This is a genomic window from Microbacterium enclense, assembly GCA_038182865.1.
Classification (GTDB): Bacteria; Actinomycetota; Actinomycetes; order Actinomycetales; family Microbacteriaceae; genus Microbacterium; species Microbacterium enclense_B.
Genome location: CP116226.1, coordinates 17,219 through 33,951, shown reverse-complemented (window position 1 = coordinate 33,951; position 16,733 = coordinate 17,219). Strand labels below are relative to the sequence as shown.

General features: G+C 69.7%; 19 protein-coding genes and 1 tRNA gene. 18 read left to right on the top strand and 2 right to left on the bottom strand.

What is annotated here, in order from left to right; translation table 11 throughout:
* Window positions 1-113 precede the first annotated feature (113 nt).
* From PIR02_00185 to PIR02_00155, 7 genes are all read left to right on the top strand, one after another.
* Window positions 114-656 (top strand): MarR family transcriptional regulator, encoded by a 543-nt coding sequence (locus tag PIR02_00185; GenBank protein WZH37093.1) that lies wholly within the window; start codon window positions 114-116, stop codon window positions 654-656.
* A gap of 38 nt (window positions 657-694) precedes the next feature.
* The gene (locus PIR02_00180) at window positions 695-832 is read left to right on the top strand and encodes a hypothetical protein (protein WZH37092.1); all 138 of its coding nucleotides are present in this window, start codon (window positions 695-697) and stop codon (window positions 830-832) included.
* 69 nt (window positions 833-901) lie between these two features.
* Window positions 902-1,258 (top strand): hypothetical protein, encoded by a 357-nt coding sequence (locus PIR02_00175; GenBank protein WZH37091.1) that lies wholly within the window; start codon window positions 902-904, stop codon window positions 1,256-1,258.
* Between the two features lie 318 nt (window positions 1,259-1,576).
* Window positions 1,577-2,746: an RtcB family protein gene (locus PIR02_00170; protein ID WZH37090.1), complete on the top strand. Its 1,170-nt coding sequence runs from the start codon at window positions 1,577-1,579 to the stop codon at window positions 2,744-2,746.
* A gap of 71 nt (window positions 2,747-2,817) precedes the next feature.
* Window positions 2,818-3,447 carry a hypothetical protein gene (locus PIR02_00165; GenBank protein WZH37089.1) on the top strand — a complete coding sequence of 210 codons (630 nt, stop codon included), beginning with the start codon at window positions 2,818-2,820 and terminating at the stop codon, window positions 3,445-3,447.
* Window positions 3,448-3,692: 245 nt separating this feature from the next.
* The gene (locus tag PIR02_00160; protein ID WZH37088.1) at window positions 3,693-6,224 is read left to right on the top strand and encodes a DUF2156 domain-containing protein; all 2,532 of its coding nucleotides are present in this window, start codon (window positions 3,693-3,695) and stop codon (window positions 6,222-6,224) included.
* On the top strand, window positions 6,221-6,490 hold the full coding sequence (locus tag PIR02_00155) for a hypothetical protein (GenBank protein WZH37087.1): 270 nt from the start codon (window positions 6,221-6,223) through the stop codon (window positions 6,488-6,490). The genes PIR02_00160 and PIR02_00155 overlap by 4 nt, the downstream gene beginning before the upstream one ends.
* 79 nt (window positions 6,491-6,569) lie before the next feature.
* Here the strand turns inward: PIR02_00155 and PIR02_00150 are convergent, their stop codons facing one another.
* A complete protein-coding gene (locus PIR02_00150) occupies window positions 6,570-6,962 on the bottom strand; it encodes a DUF5684 domain-containing protein (GenBank protein ID WZH37086.1) in 393 nt (130 codons plus the stop codon).
* 115 nt (window positions 6,963-7,077) lie between these two features.
* On the opposite strand from PIR02_00150, the gene PIR02_00145 reads away from it, so the two are divergent.
* The 3 genes from PIR02_00145 (at window position 7,078) to PIR02_00135 (ending at window position 7,946) form a co-directional block, all read left to right on the top strand.
* Window positions 7,078-7,527: a hypothetical protein gene (locus PIR02_00145; protein WZH37085.1), complete on the top strand. Its 450-nt coding sequence runs from the start codon at window positions 7,078-7,080 to the stop codon at window positions 7,525-7,527.
* Window positions 7,528-7,610: 83 nt separating this feature from the next.
* Window positions 7,611-7,784 carry a hypothetical protein gene (locus PIR02_00140; protein ID WZH37084.1) on the top strand — a complete coding sequence of 58 codons (174 nt, stop codon included), beginning with the start codon at window positions 7,611-7,613 and terminating at the stop codon, window positions 7,782-7,784.
* Window positions 7,785-7,873: 89 nt separating this feature from the next.
* Window positions 7,874-7,946: transfer RNA gene (locus PIR02_00135), tRNA-Arg, on the top strand.
* Between the two features lie 113 nt (window positions 7,947-8,059).
* Here the strand turns inward: PIR02_00135 and PIR02_00130 are convergent.
* Window positions 8,060-8,386, bottom strand: a complete 327-nt coding sequence (locus PIR02_00130) for a hypothetical protein (protein ID WZH37083.1) — start codon at window positions 8,384-8,386, stop codon at window positions 8,060-8,062.
* A 141-nt stretch (window positions 8,387-8,527) separates the two neighbouring features.
* Between PIR02_00130 and PIR02_00125 the strand changes: the two genes are divergently transcribed.
* The 8 genes from PIR02_00125 to PIR02_00090 all read left to right on the top strand — a co-directional run bounded on the left by PIR02_00125 (window position 8,528) and on the right by PIR02_00090 (window position 16,733).
* On the top strand, window positions 8,528-8,782 hold the full coding sequence (locus PIR02_00125; GenBank protein ID WZH37082.1) for a DUF6458 family protein: 255 nt from the start codon (window positions 8,528-8,530) through the stop codon (window positions 8,780-8,782).
* A 36-nt stretch (window positions 8,783-8,818) separates the two neighbouring features.
* Window positions 8,819-9,979 (top strand): serine/threonine-protein kinase, encoded by a 1,161-nt coding sequence (locus tag PIR02_00120; GenBank protein ID WZH37081.1) that lies wholly within the window; start codon window positions 8,819-8,821, stop codon window positions 9,977-9,979.
* On the top strand, window positions 9,976-10,476 hold the full coding sequence (locus tag PIR02_00115) for a hypothetical protein (GenBank protein WZH37080.1): 501 nt from the start codon (window positions 9,976-9,978) through the stop codon (window positions 10,474-10,476). Before PIR02_00120 ends, PIR02_00115 begins: the two co-directional genes overlap by 4 nt.
* 77 nt (window positions 10,477-10,553) lie before the next feature.
* Window positions 10,554-11,357: a transglutaminase family protein gene (locus PIR02_00110; protein WZH37079.1), complete on the top strand. Its 804-nt coding sequence runs from the start codon at window positions 10,554-10,556 to the stop codon at window positions 11,355-11,357.
* A gap of 39 nt (window positions 11,358-11,396) precedes the next feature.
* Window positions 11,397-13,061, top strand: coding sequence for an arginine--tRNA ligase (argS, locus tag PIR02_00105; GenBank protein WZH37078.1), 1,665 nt, complete (start codon window positions 11,397-11,399; stop codon window positions 13,059-13,061).
* Between the two features lie 3 nt (window positions 13,062-13,064).
* Window positions 13,065-13,835, top strand: a complete 771-nt coding sequence (locus tag PIR02_00100; protein WZH37077.1) for a DUF2993 domain-containing protein — start codon at window positions 13,065-13,067, stop codon at window positions 13,833-13,835.
* Between the two features lie 136 nt (window positions 13,836-13,971).
* Window positions 13,972-15,411: a diaminopimelate decarboxylase gene (lysA, locus tag PIR02_00095; GenBank protein WZH37076.1), complete on the top strand. Its 1,440-nt coding sequence runs from the start codon at window positions 13,972-13,974 to the stop codon at window positions 15,409-15,411.
* The gene (locus PIR02_00090) at window positions 15,408-16,733 is read left to right on the top strand and encodes a homoserine dehydrogenase (protein ID WZH37075.1); all 1,326 of its coding nucleotides are present in this window, start codon (window positions 15,408-15,410) and stop codon (window positions 16,731-16,733) included. Before lysA ends, PIR02_00090 begins: the two co-directional genes overlap by 4 nt.

Below are 16,733 nucleotides of genomic sequence, written 5' to 3'. Positions count from 1 at the left end.
AGTGACTCCTTCCGTCAGCAGTTAGCTTGCCTCAGAACATAGTCGTTTAGTAACTAGTTCGTTTAACTATTATTTTGGGGTATAGTCGCCCCAGACGGAGGGGGGAGTGTGCCGTGACCGACGTCGATACCGCGAACCGCAGTGCCACGAGCGCCGAGCCCACCTATTGGTACGGGGACGAGCCTGCAGATCGCCGCAAACGCCACAAGGCGGTCCTCGAGGCTCTGCGCATCTACCGCGCCGCCGAAGTGGCCATGCGTCGCCGAACGCGCGACTCGATGTCGATGGGGGAGAACGAGCTTCTCGTCCTGAGATTCCTCCTCCGCGACTCGACCAAACAGGTTCGGCCGGGGGAGTTGACGAGGTACCTCGGACTCTCCACGGCGTCGACGACCGCCCTGCTCGACCGGCTGGAGCGCTCCGGCCACATCATCCGGGTCGCCAACCCCGACGACCGGCGCAGCATCTTCATCCAGTCGACGCCTCGTGCCGACGCCGAGGTGCGCCAGACGCTGGGCAACATGCACGACCGCATGCTCTCGGCTGTGATCGACATGTCGCCGGAAGAGGCCGCCACCGTCGTGACCTTCCTGCATCGCATGAGCGACGCCGTCGACGGTGTCGCCGCCGAGACCACGCCGGTCGACTCCCCGTGATCTACGTGCTCGTCGGCGGTCCCCGCGACGGACAGCACGTGGACGATCTCCCTCGCGGCTATCGCCTCTCCCTGAGCGACCCGCCCCCGGAGCGGTTCGGAGAGTTCGAAACCGTGCGTGCCGTGTGGTTCGAGCTCGACGACGCGATGTTCCGGTCCGCGCAGCGCCGGGACTGAGGCGTACCGCACGCTTCGCGTCGAGGCAACCCACCCCCGCTCGATACCCGCGCACCTCACGCTGAATTCATGCGCTGCGTGACATATGCCGGAGAAACCGTCCTCACCACCGACGATGTGGCCTCGTCGCTCGTCGAGCTCACCGCCGCCGTGGCCAAGGAGGGGCAGTCCGAGGCGGTCAGCATCCCGATCGTCACCAGCGACAACAAGGTCGCCCAGGCCGAGTTGGTCATCGGGGTCGGCAACGACGTGCTCTCGGCACCCGTGGAGTGGGACGACGAAGAACCCGACTTCTCGCACGCGGCGAAAGAACTCAAGGACCACCGCCTGTTCCCGCAGACGCAGCTGCGCGCCGTCGAGCCCGATGCCGGCGCAGACGATGACGGCGGCATCGACTGGGACTTCGATCAGCCCACCCGGGCGTGATCGTCGGCCCGGCTGAGGGACGGGCTTCGACGGACGACGGGATGCCGCGACTCTTGCGCCGAGTCCGCGGCATCCGTTATGTTCGCAAGCCTGTGTCATTCGGCACAGGGAGCCGAGAGAGGACGAAACGATGACCGCGAAGCGCGATCTGCGCCGTGAGCAGCTTTCGTCGTACCTCTCGGCGCTGGCCGCGTAGACCCTGTTCTTCCGCGCCCCGCACCGACAGGTCGGGGCGTTTTCCTTTCCCTCGTGGTGGGGGAGTGTCCCGACTCCCGGCTCACCGTCGCGCTCTCGCGCACCACACGAAGGAAAGGAATCATGCAGAAGCTCACCGAACGACTGGTGTCGTGGGCGAGCCTGATCGATGACAAGACCATCGAGCAGGCCCGTACCTCGTCGCGCATGCCGTTCATCCACCCCCACCTGGCCCTGATGCCCGACGCCCACCTGGGCTTGGGCGCCACGGTCGGCTCGGTGATCCCGACGCTCGGCGCCATCATGCCCGCGGCCGTCGGCGTCGACATCGGCTGCGGAATGATCGCCGTCAAGACGCAGTTCCACGCCGACGACCTGGACGGTCGTGACCTCGCGGAGCTGCGGCAGCAGATCGAACGCGCCATCCCGCTGTCGGCCGGTCGCGACAACCGCAAGATCGTCACGACCGCTGAGCCGCGCGTTGCCGAGCTCGAGGCTCTCGCCGAGAAGGCCGAGTTCGATCCGGCGAACTACGCGGGGCACTGGCGGAACCAGCTGGGGTCGCTGGGAAGCGGCAACCACTTCATCGAGATCTCGCTCGACGAGAACGATGACGTGTGGATGTTCCTGCACTCCGGCTCCCGGGGCGTCGGCAATCGCATCGCGCAGCACCACATCACGGTCGCACAGCGTCTGGCGAAGCAGTGGTGGATCGAGCTTCCGCATCCCGACCTGGCCTACCTCGTCGAGGGGTCGCCGGAGTTCACCCGGTACATTCGGGAGCTCCGGTGGGCACAGCACTTCGCCCTGCTCAACCGCGAGGAGATGATGGATCGCGTCGCGAACCAGCTCGGTCGCTTCCTCGACACGCCTGTCGAAGAGCGGGAGCGGATCAACTGCCACCACAACTTCACCGAGTCCGAGAGGCACTTCGGCAAGCAGGTGTGGGTGTCGCGCAAGGGGGCGATCATGGCCGACGCCGGTCGGCCGGGGCTGATCCCGGGGTCGATGGGTACCGCGTCGTACGTGGTCGAGGGCCTCGGCAACCCCGTTGCGCTCAACTCGTCGCCGCACGGTGCGGGCCGGGAGTACTCCCGCTCCGCCGCCCGCAAGACCTTCACGCACGAGCAGTTGCGCGAGGCGATGGCGGGCATCGAGTACCGCGACACCGATGCCTTCATCGACGAGATCCCGCAGGCCTATAAGCCGATCGACCGGGTGATGGCGGATGCCGCCGACCTCGTCACGGTGCGGCACACGCTGCGCCAGATCGTCAACGTGAAGGGTGACTGACCGGATGCCACGGGCGCGAACACGCGTCCGTGGCATCCGTGCGTGCGGGCACCGCCCCGTAGCCTGGAGAGATGCGCGAAAGAACGAGAACGTGGCGGATCGGTGGCATTCTGCTCGCCGTCTCCGGGCTCCTGACGCTTCTCGCGGGGCAGTACACGATGAATCCGTTCGCCGCTCGCGCGGCGATCGACATCGCCTGGGCGGCCGGCGTGATGGTCTTCGCCGTGGGTCTCTCCCGCTCCGCGAGCGTCGTCGCGCGGCGCCCGTTGGGCGTGAGCGCGCTCGCCGTCGTGGCGTTCGCACCGCTGGTGGCGGGAGTGGTCGTCGGGCTGCTCCCGGAGGTCCGCGCCGCCGATGACCCGGCGGTGGTCGTCATGTCGAGCATCTCGGTCGCAGAGTTCCTCCTCATGATCGCGGCCGGGCTGGTTGCGACGGTGCAGATCGCGCGGCTGGGTGCCGTGCCGCGCCGGTGGAGACGGATGCCCCTGTGGGCGCTGTGCGTGAGCGTCGGGGCCGCCGCGGTGCAGTACGCCCTCGTCGCCCTTCTCTTCCATTCCGGAGCGGGGCAGGACGTGCTCGTCCCCGTCACCTCGATCGGGCTCATCTCGCTTCTCGTGCCGACCCTCGGTCTCGGGATCCTCGCCCTGATCGCCGCGGCGTCGGAGCGTCCCGACAGCATCGACGTCTACCGCCCCGCGTAGCAGACTCGCGGCGTTCGGCGTCTCGCCGTTGCCTGGGATCGGCGTCTCGCCGTTTCCGTCTGATCGGCGTCTCCGCCGTACCCCTGCGATCGGCGTCTCCGCCGTACCCCTGCGATCGGCGTCTCCGCCGATCAGCGGGGAGGAATACACCTTTGGGTGGATGCTCTCGTTCACCTTCTTCCGCGAGCATGAGGTATCGCCCGCCGCACCGCGCCGGCGATGATCGTCCCCCGGAGCAGAGACCCATGCCTTCGACCCTCGCCGCGGCACCGACGCGGCTCACCGATCCCGTCCGCGACCCGGCGGCACCCGCCCGCCGGACTCGTCGTTTCGCGGTGCCGTTCGCCACTCTCGCGCTCGCCGCGCTCGTCACGATCGTGAGCCTGTCGCCGCTGGGCGAGGCACCGTTCACCGACAACCCGCTCGACCTCCGCGGCCTGCTGGTGGCGCTCTTCCTGGTGGACGACGGCCGAGTCCTGCCGATCCTCGTCGCGGTCGCTCTGATCGTCGGTGCCTGCGCGGAGCGCGTGATGGGCACCCGTCGCGTGCTCCTCGCCTATGTCGGGGGTGGCGTGGTCACCTCGGTGGTGGGGCTCGTCATCGGGGCGATCGAGACGTCGTTCCTGCCCGCGGTCCCCTTGAACTCACCGCCGTTCGCCGGCGCCCCGCCGATCGCCGCACTTCTGGTGGTGGCCATGGCGGCGAGCTGCTTCTCCGGTGCCCTGTGGCGCCGACGAGTGCGTTTGGCGAGCGTCTTCCTGGCACTCACGCTCTTCCTCTACTCCGCTTCGGCGAGCGACCTGTATTCCCTCGTCGCCCTGCCCGTCGGTCTCGCGGTCGGGATGCTCGCGGGCGGCCGCCGCGCGACGTTGCGCGTGCAGCGCAGTTCTCACCACGAGACGCGGGTGCTGCTGGCCGCCCTCACCGCCGTGACCGCGATCGGCCCGGTCATCGCCACCGTGTGGGGGAGCGGCGCCGGCCTGCTCTCCGTCTACGGCTGGCTCTCCTACGACCCGCTCACCGTGGCCGACGGGGTGGTCTGCGTCGTGGGGTCGACGGTGGCGCCGTGCCCGGCGGCGATGACCTACGACGAGTTGCAGACGCACGCCGGGTGGATCGCCGTCCTCCCGCTGGTCGTGTTGCTGGTGGCATCCTGGGGCATCCTGCGGGGGCGCCGGGGTGCGCTGGGACTGGCGATCGCGGTGAACCTCCTCGTGTTCGCCGGAATGGCGTACGTCTTCCTCGCCACCGAACCCTCGACCCTGGCCGACCTCGCGGAGCTGCGCGCGGCCGACATGGCATCGGTCTGGCAGACGCTCGTCGGTCTCGGGGTCAGCGCCCTCGTTCCTCTCGCCGTCGCGGTGACGTTGTTCGCCTTCCGTCGTGCCACGCCTGTCCCGTCGGCGCGCGGGGCGCGCACGGCGTTCGTCGTCACGATCGCGATCGCCGCCACGGGCACGCTCGCGGTCGCGCTCGCCGGAACCCTCGCCATTGCGGATCAGTTCGGTCCGCGCCCGGAGCCGGGTCGTCTGGTGCAGACGCTGCTCCTCCACCTGCTTCCGCCGTCGTTGCTCCCCGTCGAGGCGGTCGAGTACGTTCCCCTCACTCCGGCGGCCCAGGCCCTCTGGTATCTGCCGGCGGCGGTGTTCTGGACGGTCTGTGTCGTCGCCGCGGCACGTCTGATCCTCCGCTCCCGCGCCGCCCACGTCACGGGCGACCGCGCGCGAGCCCGGGCCATGCTCGAGCGCGGGGGCGGCGGCTCGCTCGCGTTCATGACGACATGGGGCGGCAACGCGTACTGGTTCGCTCCGGATGCGGACGCGGGCATCGCCTATCGGGTGTACGGCGGAGTCGCCGTGACCCTCGGTGGCGCGTTCGGCGCCGACAGGTCGCGCCGCGACATCGGTCGCGCGTTCGTCGACTACTGCGGCGAGAACGGGTGGACCCCGGTGTTCTACAGCGTCGACGACGCCTCCCGCGAGGCCCTGTCCGGCCTCGGGTGGCAGCAGACCCGTGTCGCCGATGAGGCGCTGCTCGACCCGCAGACCTGGACGCCCGCGGGCAAGAAGCGTCAAGACGTGCGCACCGCTACCAACCGCGCCGCGCGCGAGGGAGTCACGACGCAGTGGACGCGGTGGGGCGACCTGTCGTTCCTCGACCGCGCTCAGCTCCGGGAGATCTCCGAGGCGTGGGTCGCCGACAAGACGATCCCCGAGATGGGCTTCACCCTCGGGGGACTGGATGAGGCGGCCGATCCCGCCGTCCGGCTCATGCTCGCCCGCGACGCCGAGGGGCGCATCGTCGCGGTGACGAGCTGGCTGCCGATCTTCGGCGACCCCGGTGTCACCGGCTACGCGCTCGACGTGATGCGCCGACGCGATGACGCGATGAACGGCGTCATGGAGTTCGTCATCGGCGCTGTCGTCGAACAGACGCGGGCCGACGGCTGCGCCGTGCTCAGCCTCTCCGGTTCGCCGTTGGCATCCCATCGGGAGGGGGATGCCAACGACCTGCCCGCCGTGGATCGGCTGCTCGAGCAGCTCAGCGCCCTGCTGGAGCCGGCGTACGGGTTCCGCTCCCTCGCCACCTTCAAGAAGAAGTTCCAGCCGGACTTCGCCTCGATGTGGATGCTCTACCCCGACGCCGTGCACCTGCCGTCCATCGGTCTTGCGTTGCTGCGCTGCTACGTGCCGGGGCTGACTCTCGCCGGCGCGGCGCGTCTCGGTGCCCGACTGCGCCCCGCGCGCGAGACGTCGGGAACGGAGGTACCGGCGTGAGCGCCCTCGATGCGATCGAACGCCAGCGCGCGTCCATCCGGGCGGCCCAGGCGCGTGTCGCGGCGTTCCTTGCGAGTACGGCGGCCGACGTCGAGGTCGCCGCGCACGACGCCGAGGCGGCTCTTCGCAACGCCGTGTCATCGGGAGCGGGGCTCGAGCGCGTCTCGGCCGAGCTCGAACTCAGCCCGCGAGCCCTGCGGGCCATCGTGGAGGGATCGGTGCGGCTGCGCAGTCTGCACCCCGACGATCGCCTGCGGCCGGCGTGAGGGGATTTCACGCGGAAGGCCCCGGCGGGTGCACGCTCGCGCTCGCCGGGGCCTTCGGATTCCGGCCGTCGGATCGAGGTCAGATCCGCTCGGCGCGGTAGGTGTCGCTGCTGAACGCCAGGATGAGGTAGCCGATGATGTGCAGCAGGACCAGCAGCACGATCGAGAAGAACCACCCGTGGCCGAAGGCGCGGCCGACACGGATCGACACGATGATGTAGAACACGAACCCGACGACCGGGATCAGGTACAGCAGTGCGAACCACCCCGAGAACCCGGCGATCTTCGTCAGGAAGACGAGGTTCACGATGGGGATGATCGCCAGCCAGCCGGGGTAGCCGGCCTTGGTGAAGACGCGCCACAGCGCGACGACCAGGAGGACGTACACGGCGAGGCCGATGAGGGAGTTGGTCGCGCTGAGCGCGAAGATCGAGGTCTGCTCGGTGATGGAGTACGGGCTCGAAGTCAGCATGCGCTCATCGTAGAGGTCTCTCAGCTGACGTTCAGGTTCGGACCCCGGATGCCGAGCTCCCGCGCCATGCCGGGGGAGCCGGGGTTACGCTCGGGGAACGCGACGGAGAGGTGCCATGAGCGAGCGCAGATTCGAGTGGGGCGGCTTGAGCGCCGACCGCGCGGGGTACGTCACCGCTGCCGAGGCACTCGCCATGCTTGAGGTGCTCGCGGTGGCCCGAGCCGACCTCGAGGTCACGACGGAGCTGCGGGACGGGGCGGCGCGTGCCCGATTCGCGCGGGGCGACCGCTGGGCGGTCGTGTCGACGCCCGGATCGCGCTGGTTCTCGGTCGACGTCGACACCGGGCACCGTACCCAGCTCGTCGACGCCACGTCGTCCAAAGACGAGAGCGCTCGGCTCTTGGCCGTCTACGTCGAGGTCGCCGAGGCGTACGTGCGCGGCGATGCGGCCCCGACCCGCGGGGGAGCGTTCGGGGGAAGCTCCGTGACCGTCGAGGTCAACGGGCGCGCCGTCGTTCTCACGCCGCCGTTCCGGCGTCGGATGCGGGCGCTGTTCGGACGGTAGGTGCGCCCCTCGTTCCGGTCAAGCCGTTGGGATCGCCCGATGCTCCTTGCGAGGCTGGACACGTCCGCGACGAGAGGAACCCCATGAGCGATCCGCAGAATTCCGCCCCGGCCGACGACGCCGCCGATCTCGGCGACGACCCCACGGTCACGCCGAGCCAGGAGAACGACCCCGACCAGGGGTCGAAGGCGCCCACGAAAGACGACCCGAACGCCGACCACCAGGCGACCGGCATCGGCGTCATCGGCGAGGAGTGATCCGGATGCCGCGGGCCCGCCGTCGCACCGGTCGGCGGCGCCCCGCGGCGTCGGGCATCGTCGCGCCGCGATGCTAACCTTGACCGTCCGCCTCCGTAGCTCAGGGGATAGAGCGTTGGTTTCCGGTACCAAAGGTCGCAGGTTCGATTCCTGTCGGGGGCACCGATCCGGAGGAGGGGTCGCGGGTCACTCTGACCGCGCGGCCCCTTTTTTCGTGCGTCTGCACCGCACCACTCACCGAGTCGGGAGTCCGGGGAACGAACGTCCGGCGGAGATCAGCGCTCCGCGTCCGTGCGTTCTTGGAGGTACGCGCACAGTCGCCCTGCGGCCGTGACCTCTTCTCCGAGGCCGATGAGATCAAGTGACGTGCCGGTCAGCTCGTCGGCCCGCTCCGTGAGCGTCGCGGACCATCGTCCGTCCGCCGTGAGCTGGAGGTATACGGACGCGGGAGCGTGCTTCAAGTAGACGAGAACGATCCCCAGACCGTCCTGCTCAGGATCGCCGTGCGCGACCACTCGAGCCGATGAGGGAGCGATGCGCTCGTCATAGTCGTGCACCCACCGCGCGACGTCCGCGAGATTTGGTCTCTGGCGCGCGGTCATGTACCGATACTAGGTGGACCCGGTCCAACCTGCGCGGGGCCTCACCCCTCGCCATCTCGCGTTGGATGCCTCGTTGTCAAGACCCAGTCGGACGAGTTCCTCCGGCTGAGATGCTGTCGTCACCTTCGAAAGGGGACCCACATGAGTATCGGAGCCGGCATCGCGCTGTTCGTCATCGGGGCCATCCTCGCCTTCGCGGTGAACCTTCCCAACGACTACGTCAGCCTCAGCCTCGTCGGCTACATCATGATGGGTGCGGGCGTCGTCGTCTTCGTCATCGGCCTCGTCCTGCTGATGCGGCGTCGCCAGACCGACACCGTCACCCGTACCGAGGGTGCCGGGGGAGCGCAGGTCACGCGCTCCACCACGCGCAGCTCGAACGACGACCTCGTGTGAGATCCTCTCGGGGTCACCGGCCCCGAGAAAGCGATCATGACTGAACCGATCTCCACCGTTGCGTTCGACGCGTCCGCCGAAGACCTCTTCGACGGACGATATCGGCTCGGACGCGTGCTCGGGCAGGGTGGATATGCCCGCGTATACGAAGCGGTGGACACGTCGCTCGGTCGCACCGTCGCCCTCAAAGTCATCGACGGAGACGGCGCCGATCCGGCGGATGCGGCGCGCGTCCGATCCGAGATCCGACTGCTGGCGTCCCTCTCTCATCCTTCGCTCGTCACGCTGTACGACGCACGTCTCGCGGCGAACCCGGCCTACCTGTCGATGGAGCTCATCGCGGGTCCCACCCTCACCGACCTGATCGCCCGCGGTCCGATTCCCGGGCCGGATGTCGCGCGCGTCGGCCGCGAGATCGCCGAGGCCCTTGCGGTCATCCACTCCCGCGGGATCGTTCACCGCGACGTGAAGCCCTCGAACATCCTCATCCGCCCGCCCGCGCACGCGGGTGAGGCGCCGCGCGCGACGCTGGCCGACTTCGGCATCGCCTCCCTCGTGGGGGCCACGCGCGTCACGCGGGCCGAGACGGTCGTCGGCACCGCCGCATACCTCAGTCCCGAACAGGCCCGAGGGATGCCGGCCGCCCCCGCGAGCGACGTCTACTCGCTCGGGCTCGTCCTGCTGGAGGCCCTCACCGGAACGCGCCCGTTCGACGGCCGAACCCCGCACGAAGCGCTCGCGGCGCGTCTGGTGACGCCGCCGGAGATCCCCGCCCCGATTCCGCCCGCGTGGCGCGAGGTCCTCGAACGGATGACGGCCGTGGACCCCGCCGAGCGACCGGATGCCGCGGGCCTCATCGCCGCATTCCGGCCGCTGTCCGACGTGTCGGTGCCGACCGAGTCCGTCGGGGCCACGACGGCCGTGCTCCCGGGTGCGGCGCAGACGCAGACCCGTGTGCTCCCCGGGTCGGCCGATCCGGGTGACGCCCCGACCCGGGTCTTCGAGAAGCAGCGCCCGCGCCGATCTCGCCGCGTCCTGCTCGTGGCATCCCTGCTGGGCCTCCTGCTCCTCGGCGGAGGTATCGCTGTCGCGGTCGGGGTCTCCGGTGCCTCCACGAGTGTGTCACCCGACCTGCCGACTCTTCCCGCCCCCCTCGACCAGCATCTGGACGATCTGTGGAAGGAGGTCGGACCGTGAGCCGGCGGACCCCCCTGCTTTCGGGAGTCCTTCTCGTCGCCGTCCTCGCGCTCGCCGGGTGCGCCGCCCCCGCGACGGCGCCGACGGCGTGGCAGAGTACCGTCGAGACGGTCGCCGATCAGGCGTCGACGGGCGACTACGCCTCGGCGCTCGCAACCCTCGATGCTCTCGACGCCGACGTCGTCGCGCGCCGCGATTCCGGCGAGCTCTCGGCGACCGAGGCGGACGCCATCCTCGGTCGCATCGCCACCGTGCGGGCCGATCTGTCGGCGCTCGCCCCGACACCCACTCCCACTCCGGAGCCCGTCACCACCACCGATCCCGAACCCGCACCGACGACGCCCGACGAATCGACCGACGAGGGCGACGACGAGTCCATCGATCCCGGCGATCAAGCCCCCAACGGCCCCGATGGCAAGGGGCCGGGCGACAACGGGAAAGACAAGGGCGACCAGGGCCCGGGCGACGACAAGGGCCCGGGCAAGAAGCACAATTGAGGCCCCCGACCGCCTCAGCCCGAGCCTGTTCCCGCCCCGCGGACCGAGGGGGCCTCACAGCGTGCGAGGATTACCCGGTGCCGCGCCGGGTGACCGCTGAACTCGACCTCGATCTGGGGGCGTCCGTCGACCTCATCTTCCAGATCACCGCCGCCCAGGGCGTGCCCCTGGCCAGCGAAACGCTGACCTTCTCGCAGGGGGATCGTCTGTACACCCCGACGGAGATTGTCGACCAATCCGGGAGCCGTCTGCACCGGCTGAGTGCCGAGCAGGGGCCTTTGACCGTTCGCTACGACGCGCTCGTGCAGGGCGCGTCCCAGACCCCGCACACGAGCGATCTCGAGACGATCACCTACCTCCGTCCGAGCCGGTACTGCCAGTCCGACGAGGTCTTCGCTCAGGCCCGCCGACAGTTCCGGGGTCTCGCCGGAGCCGACCTCCTGGCCGCGGTCTCGACCTTCGTCGCCTCGACGGTGACGTACACACCTGGCCTCAGCCTCGGCACCGACAGTGCCGTCACGACCCTGATGACGGGTCAGGGCGTCTGCCGCGACTACGCCCACGTCGTCATCGCTCTCCTGCGGGCGATGGACATGCCCGCGCGCTACGCGGCCTGCTTCGCGCCAGGGCTCGAACCCATGGACTTCCACGCGGTCGCCGAGGCGTACCTCGACGGTGCCTGGTACGTCGTGGATGCGACCCGGCTTGCCGACCGCCGCTCGCTCGTGCGCATCGCGACCGGTCGCGATGCCGCCGACTGCGCGTTCCTCAGCTACCACGGAGGCTACGTCGGTCTCGAGCGCCTACACGTCGACGCGGTCCTCGAAGCGGAGGCGTTCACCGCTCCCGACGATCACGAGGCCCTCGTCCAGATCGCCTGACGCAGCCTCCCCGGCGCCGCGCCCTAGACTTGACGGGCTATGGATCCCGCTGCCCTCTCCGCCGCCCTGCTCGCCGTCATCGCCCCGCTCGCGGAGGCGCGACGAGAGGGCTCTTCAGAGGGTCTGAGCGTCGCCGATCTGCCGCTCGAACGGCCGAAGAACCGCGACCACGGCGACTGGGCGTCCAACGCTGCGATGAAGCTCGCGAAGGTCGTCGGCGCGAACCCCCGCGAGTTCGCCGCGGAGATCGCCGCGGGCCTCGAGACCGTCGACGGCATCGCGAGCGTCGAGGTCGCCGGCCCCGGCTTCATCAACATCCGCCTCGACGCGGCTGCCGCGGGTGCCCTCGCCAAGACGATCGTCGACCAGGGTGCGGCGTTCGGCACGAACGATTCTCGCGCCGACGAGATCATCAACCTCGAGTTCGTCAGCGCCAACCCCACCGGTCCGATCCACCTCGGCGGGACCCGCTGGGCCGCCCTGGGCGATGCCCTCGCCCGGATCCTGTCGTCGCAGGGCGCCAAGGTCACCCGCGAGTACTACTTCAACGATCACGGCGCGCAGATCGACCGCTTCGCGCGCAGCCTCCTGGCGGCGCACCAGGGCGACCCGACCCCCGACGACGGGTACGGCGGTGCCTACATCGGCGACATCGCCCGACGCGTCGCCGAGGCGTACGACGGCGACATCGACGCCCTCGACACGGATGCCAAGCAGGAGGCCTTCCGCGAGCTCGGCGTGAACTTCATGTTCACCGAGATCAAAGACTCCCTGCACGAGTTCGGCGTGGACTTCGACGTCTACTTCCACGAGAACGACCTGCACGACTCGGGCGCCGTGGAACGTGCCGTGGCCCGTCTGCGTGAACTCGGTCACATCTTCGAGGCCGACGGCGCCACGTGGCTGCGCTCGACCGAATTCGGTGACGACAAAGACCGCGTCATCATCAAATCCGACGGGCAGCCCGCCTACATCTCGGGCGACCTCGCCTACTACCTCGACAAGCGCGAGCGCGGGTTCAACCGCTGCATCATCATGCTCGGTGCCGACCACCACGGCTACGTGCAGCGGTTGATGGCGATGTGCGCCGCTTTCGGTGACGAACCCAACGTCAACCTGCAGGTGCTCATCGGCCAGATGGTCAACCTCGTCAAGGACGGCCAGCCGATGCGCATGTCCAAGCGCGCGGGCACCGTGGTCACCCTGGAGGATCTCGTCGAGATCGTCGGAGTGGATGCCGCCCGCTACGCCCTCACGCGCAGTTCCGCCGACTCCAACCTCGACATCGACCTCGACGTGCTGCAGAAGCGCACGAACGACAACCCGGTGTTCTACGTGCAGTACGCGCACGCGCGGACGCACAACGTCGCGCGCAACGCGCACGCCTCCGGGGTCGACCGGTCGGAGTTCGCACCCGAGCTGCTCGACCACGAGACCGAGTCCGCGCTCCTGGGAGCGCTTCAGGAATTCCCGCGTGTCGTCGCGCACGCCGCCGACGTCCGCGAGCCGCACCGGGTCGCCCGCTACCTCGAAGAGGTCGCCGGGCTCTACCACCGCTGGTACGACAACTGCCGGGTCATCCCGCTCGGTGACGCCCCCGTCGAGCCCGTGCACCGCACGCGACTCTGGCTGAACGACGCCACCGGTCAGGTCCTTCGCAACGGGCTGACCCTGTTGGGCGTGAGCGCGCCGGAGCGGATGTAACCGATGGCGGATGCCACGACGGCCCCCCGGAAGAGCCGGCGATGGATCGCGATCCTCGCGGTGGTCATCGTGGTGGCGGTCGGCGCGGTGGTCGCCGCGGAGTTCATCGCGCGGTCCGTCGTCACCAGCACCGTGCGCTCGCTCGTGGTGAAGAACGTCGGTCTGCCCGATGACCAGGAGCTCGACGTCCAGGTCCCCGGGGTCGTGCTCCCGCAGCTGATCACCGGGCGCCTCGACGAGGTGACGATCACCTCTGACGACGTCACTCTCGGCCCCATCACGGGCGACGTGTTCGTCGACATGCGCGGTGTTCCCGTCTCGGGTGGAGCCGCCGCGGAGGGGGGAACGGCCTCCGTCCGCCTCGACGAGGCTCAGGTGCGCACGCTCCTCGCTCAGATCCCCGACTTCCCGTCCGGGACGGTCACCATGGCGGCTCCCGATCTGACGTTCACGAACGACCTGTCGGTGTTCGGCATTGCGATCCCCGTGGGCGTCTCCGTCGTGCCCGGAGCGGCGGGCGGCGATCTCACGTTGACCCCCTCGGCCTTCGAACTCGGGGGCAACAACATCGACGCCGACACGTTGCGAGCGCAGTTCGGTGGCGTGGCCGACGCTCTCCTGCGTACGCAGAGCCTCTGCATCGCCGACCGGCTGCCCGCGGCCCTCACGCTCACGACAGCGACGGTGCAGGATCAGACCTTCGTGGCCGTGTTCGATGTCGCGGGCGGGGTCTTGAACGACCCGGCCCTGCAGGGAGACGGCTCGTGCTCCTGAGCCGCGCTGCGCGCGGGAACGGTGCGGCATACGCGGTGCTCTAGACTGCAAGGACTGCCCGCCGCGTGACTCTCCGCGCGGGTGGGAGCCGTGATCCGCGGCCATCGCGTCGCCGCAAAACCCGATTGGTTCCTCTGTGTCCGCCTCGCACTCCGCGCTCGTGCCCGAGTGGCTCACCGCCCCGGACGAAGCGAACGAGCTCGTCGCCCCCGTCTGGCCCTCGTCCGCGCACCGCGTCGATGACGGGTCCGTCGAGATCGGCGGCGTGTCGGTGTTCGATCTGCGTGACCGCTTCGGCACACCGCTCTACGTCCTCGACGAGGACGAGGTGCGCGACCACGCCCGCCGTGCCCGCGACGCGTTCGACGACGCGGCGGCCCGTCACGGCGTCCGGGCTCGCGTGTACTACGCGGGCAAGGCGTTCCTCTCGACCGAGGTGGTGCGCTGGGTCGTCGACGAGGGCCTCGCCGTCGACGTGTGCACGCGCGGCGAGCTCGAAGTCGCTCTCGCCGCCGGAGCCGACCCGGCGCGCCTCGGCTTCCACGGCAACAACAAGAGCGTCGGCGAACTCGAGCGCGCCGTCGAGGTCGGCATCGGCTCTGTCGTCGTCGACAGCCCGATCGAGATCGAGCGCCTCGCCGCGATCGCCGACCGCCGTGGCGCCGTGCAGTCGGTGCTCGTGCGCGTACGCACCGGTGTCCACGCCGAGACCCACGCTTTTCTGGCCACCGCCCACGAGGACCAGAAGTTCGGCTTCTCCCTCGAGGGGGCGGCCGAGGCGGTCGCTCGTATCCGCGACCTGCCGAGCTTGCGCTTCGTCGGGCTCCACGCGCACATCGGCTCGCAGATCTTCGACTCGTCCGGCTTCCGCGAATCCGCCGCGCGGTTGGTCGACCTCCACGCCGAGCTCCTCGCCGGGGGAGAGATCCCCGTGCTCAATGTCGGCGGCGGATTCGGCATCTCCTACACCTCCGTCGACGACCCGAAGCCGATCGAGGAGATCGCCGACGGCATCCTGGATGCCATCGCCGACGAGTGCGCGGTGCGCGGCATCCCGATGCCCGACGTCGCCACCGAGCCCGGCCGCGTCATCGTGGGGCAAGCCGGCGTCACCCTGTACGAGGTCGGAACCGTCAAGACCGTCACGGCCGCGGAGAACCTCGAGCGCACGTACGTGAGCGTCGACGGCGGGATGAGCGACAACGCCCGCCCCGCGCTGTACGGCGCCGACTTCTCGGCGCGTATCGTCTCGCGCGTCAGCCATGCGGTCCCGGCGCTGTCGCGCGTCGTCGGGCGGCACTGCGAGTCGGGTGACATCGTCGTGGATGCCGAGTACCTCCCCGCCGACGTCACGCCCGGCGACCTTCTCGCCGTCCCCGCGACCGGCGCCTACTGCTTCTCGCTCGCGAGCAACTACAACTACACCCCGCGTCCGCCGGTCGTCGCCGTGCGCGACGGACGGGCGCGCGTCATCGTCCGCGGAGAGAGCGTCGACGACCTTCTCTTCCGCGACGTCGGCGTCGCGGCATCCGCTGACTCATCCCGCACCGCACCACCCCACGGAGACACCGAATGACCGACTACCGCACGCTCCGCGTGGCGCTCCTCGGCGCCGGCGCCGTCGGCTCGCAGGTCGCCGACCTGCTGCTCAAGCACGGCGACGAGCTCGCCGACCGCGCGGGCGCGAAGCTCGAGCTCGCCGGCATCGCCGTGCGCAATCTCGAGGCGAAGCGCGACGCCGACCTGCCGCAGGAACTGTTCACCACCGACGCCGAGACCCTCATCGTCGGCAGCGACATCGTCATCGAGCTGATGGGCGGCATCGAGCCCGCCCGCACGCAGGTGCTGCACGCGATCGCCTCGGGCGCCGACGTCGTCACAGCCAACAAGGCGCTGCTGGCGACGCACGGCTCGGAAGTCTTCGAAGCCGCCGATCAGGTGGGTGCGGAGGTCTATTACGAGGCGGCCGCTGCCGGCGCGATCCCGATCATCCGGCCGCTGCGCGACTCGCTGGCCGGTGACCGCGTCGTGCGGATCATGGGCATCGTGAACGGCACGACGAACTACATCCTCGACCGCATGGACACCGAGGGTGCGGACTTCGCCGACGTCCTGGCCCAGGCGCAGGAGCTCGGTTACGCCGAGGCCGACCCGACGGCCGACGTCGAGGGCTACGACGCGGCGCAGAAGGCCGCGATCCTCGCGAGCCTCGCGTTCCACACGACGGTGCCTCTGGATGCCGTGCACCGCGAGGGCATCACCTCCGTCGATGCCGCGATGATCGAATCCGCGCGCCACGCGGGTTACGTCATCAAGCTCCTCGCGGTCTGCGAGCGACTCGCCGCCGAGGACGGCGGCACGGAGTCGATCTCGGTGCGCGTGTACCCCGCGTTGGTGGAGCGCACTCACCCCCTCGCGAGCGTGCACGGCGCGAACAACGCCGTCTTCGTGCAGGCCGAGGCCGCGGGCGACCTCATGTTCTACGGCGCCGGCGCCGGGGGTGTGCAGACCGCGTCCGCCGTGCTCGGCGACGTCGTGTCGGCGGCGCGCCGCCACATCGCCGGGGGAGTGGGCGTGGGTGAGTCGACCCGCGCGAACCTCCCCGCCGTCCCGATCGGTCGCGTCATCACGCGCTACCAGATCACGCTCGAGGTCGACGACAAGCCGGGCGTGCTCGCCACCGTCGCCGGCATCCTGAGCGAGGGTCGCGTGTCGATCGCGACCGTCGAGCAGACCGTCATCGAGGCGTACGAGAAGACCTCGACCAGCGGCTCGGCCCGCCTGGTCATCGGAACACACAAGGCCCGCGAGCAGGACCTGAGCGAGACCGTCGAGCGTCTCGCCGCGAGCGGCGTCGTCGAGCGCGTGGTCTCCGTGCTGCGCGTGGAAGGGAACTGA

What these genes read in the sequence shown, in the direction of transcription:
- argS (WZH37078.1), top strand. Translation starts at nt 11,397, where the DNA reads ATGGATCCCGCTGCCCTCTCCGCCGCCCTGCTCGCCGTCATCGCCCCG.
- PIR02_00160 (WZH37088.1), top strand. Translation starts at nt 3,693, where the DNA reads ATGCCTTCGACCCTCGCCGCGGCACCGACGCGGCTCACCGATCCCGTC.
- PIR02_00150 (WZH37086.1), bottom strand. Translation starts at nt 6,962, where the DNA reads ATGCTGACTTCGAGCCCGTACTCCATCACCGAGCAGACCTCGATCTTC.
- PIR02_00120 (WZH37081.1), top strand. Translation starts at nt 8,819, where the DNA reads ATGACTGAACCGATCTCCACCGTTGCGTTCGACGCGTCCGCCGAAGAC.
- PIR02_00165 (WZH37089.1), top strand. Translation starts at nt 2,818, where the DNA reads ATGCGCGAAAGAACGAGAACGTGGCGGATCGGTGGCATTCTGCTCGCC.
- PIR02_00145 (WZH37085.1), top strand. Translation starts at nt 7,078, where the DNA reads ATGAGCGAGCGCAGATTCGAGTGGGGCGGCTTGAGCGCCGACCGCGCG.
- PIR02_00175 (WZH37091.1), top strand. Translation starts at nt 902, where the DNA reads ATGCGCTGCGTGACATATGCCGGAGAAACCGTCCTCACCACCGACGAT.
- PIR02_00140 (WZH37084.1), top strand. Translation starts at nt 7,611, where the DNA reads ATGAGCGATCCGCAGAATTCCGCCCCGGCCGACGACGCCGCCGATCTC.
- PIR02_00125 (WZH37082.1), top strand. Translation starts at nt 8,528, where the DNA reads ATGAGTATCGGAGCCGGCATCGCGCTGTTCGTCATCGGGGCCATCCTC.
- PIR02_00130 (WZH37083.1), bottom strand. Translation starts at nt 8,386, where the DNA reads ATGACCGCGCGCCAGAGACCAAATCTCGCGGACGTCGCGCGGTGGGTG.
- PIR02_00100 (WZH37077.1), top strand. Translation starts at nt 13,065, where the DNA reads ATGGCGGATGCCACGACGGCCCCCCGGAAGAGCCGGCGATGGATCGCG.
- PIR02_00170 (WZH37090.1), top strand. Translation starts at nt 1,577, where the DNA reads ATGCAGAAGCTCACCGAACGACTGGTGTCGTGGGCGAGCCTGATCGAT.
- PIR02_00090 (WZH37075.1), top strand. Translation starts at nt 15,408, where the DNA reads ATGACCGACTACCGCACGCTCCGCGTGGCGCTCCTCGGCGCCGGCGCC.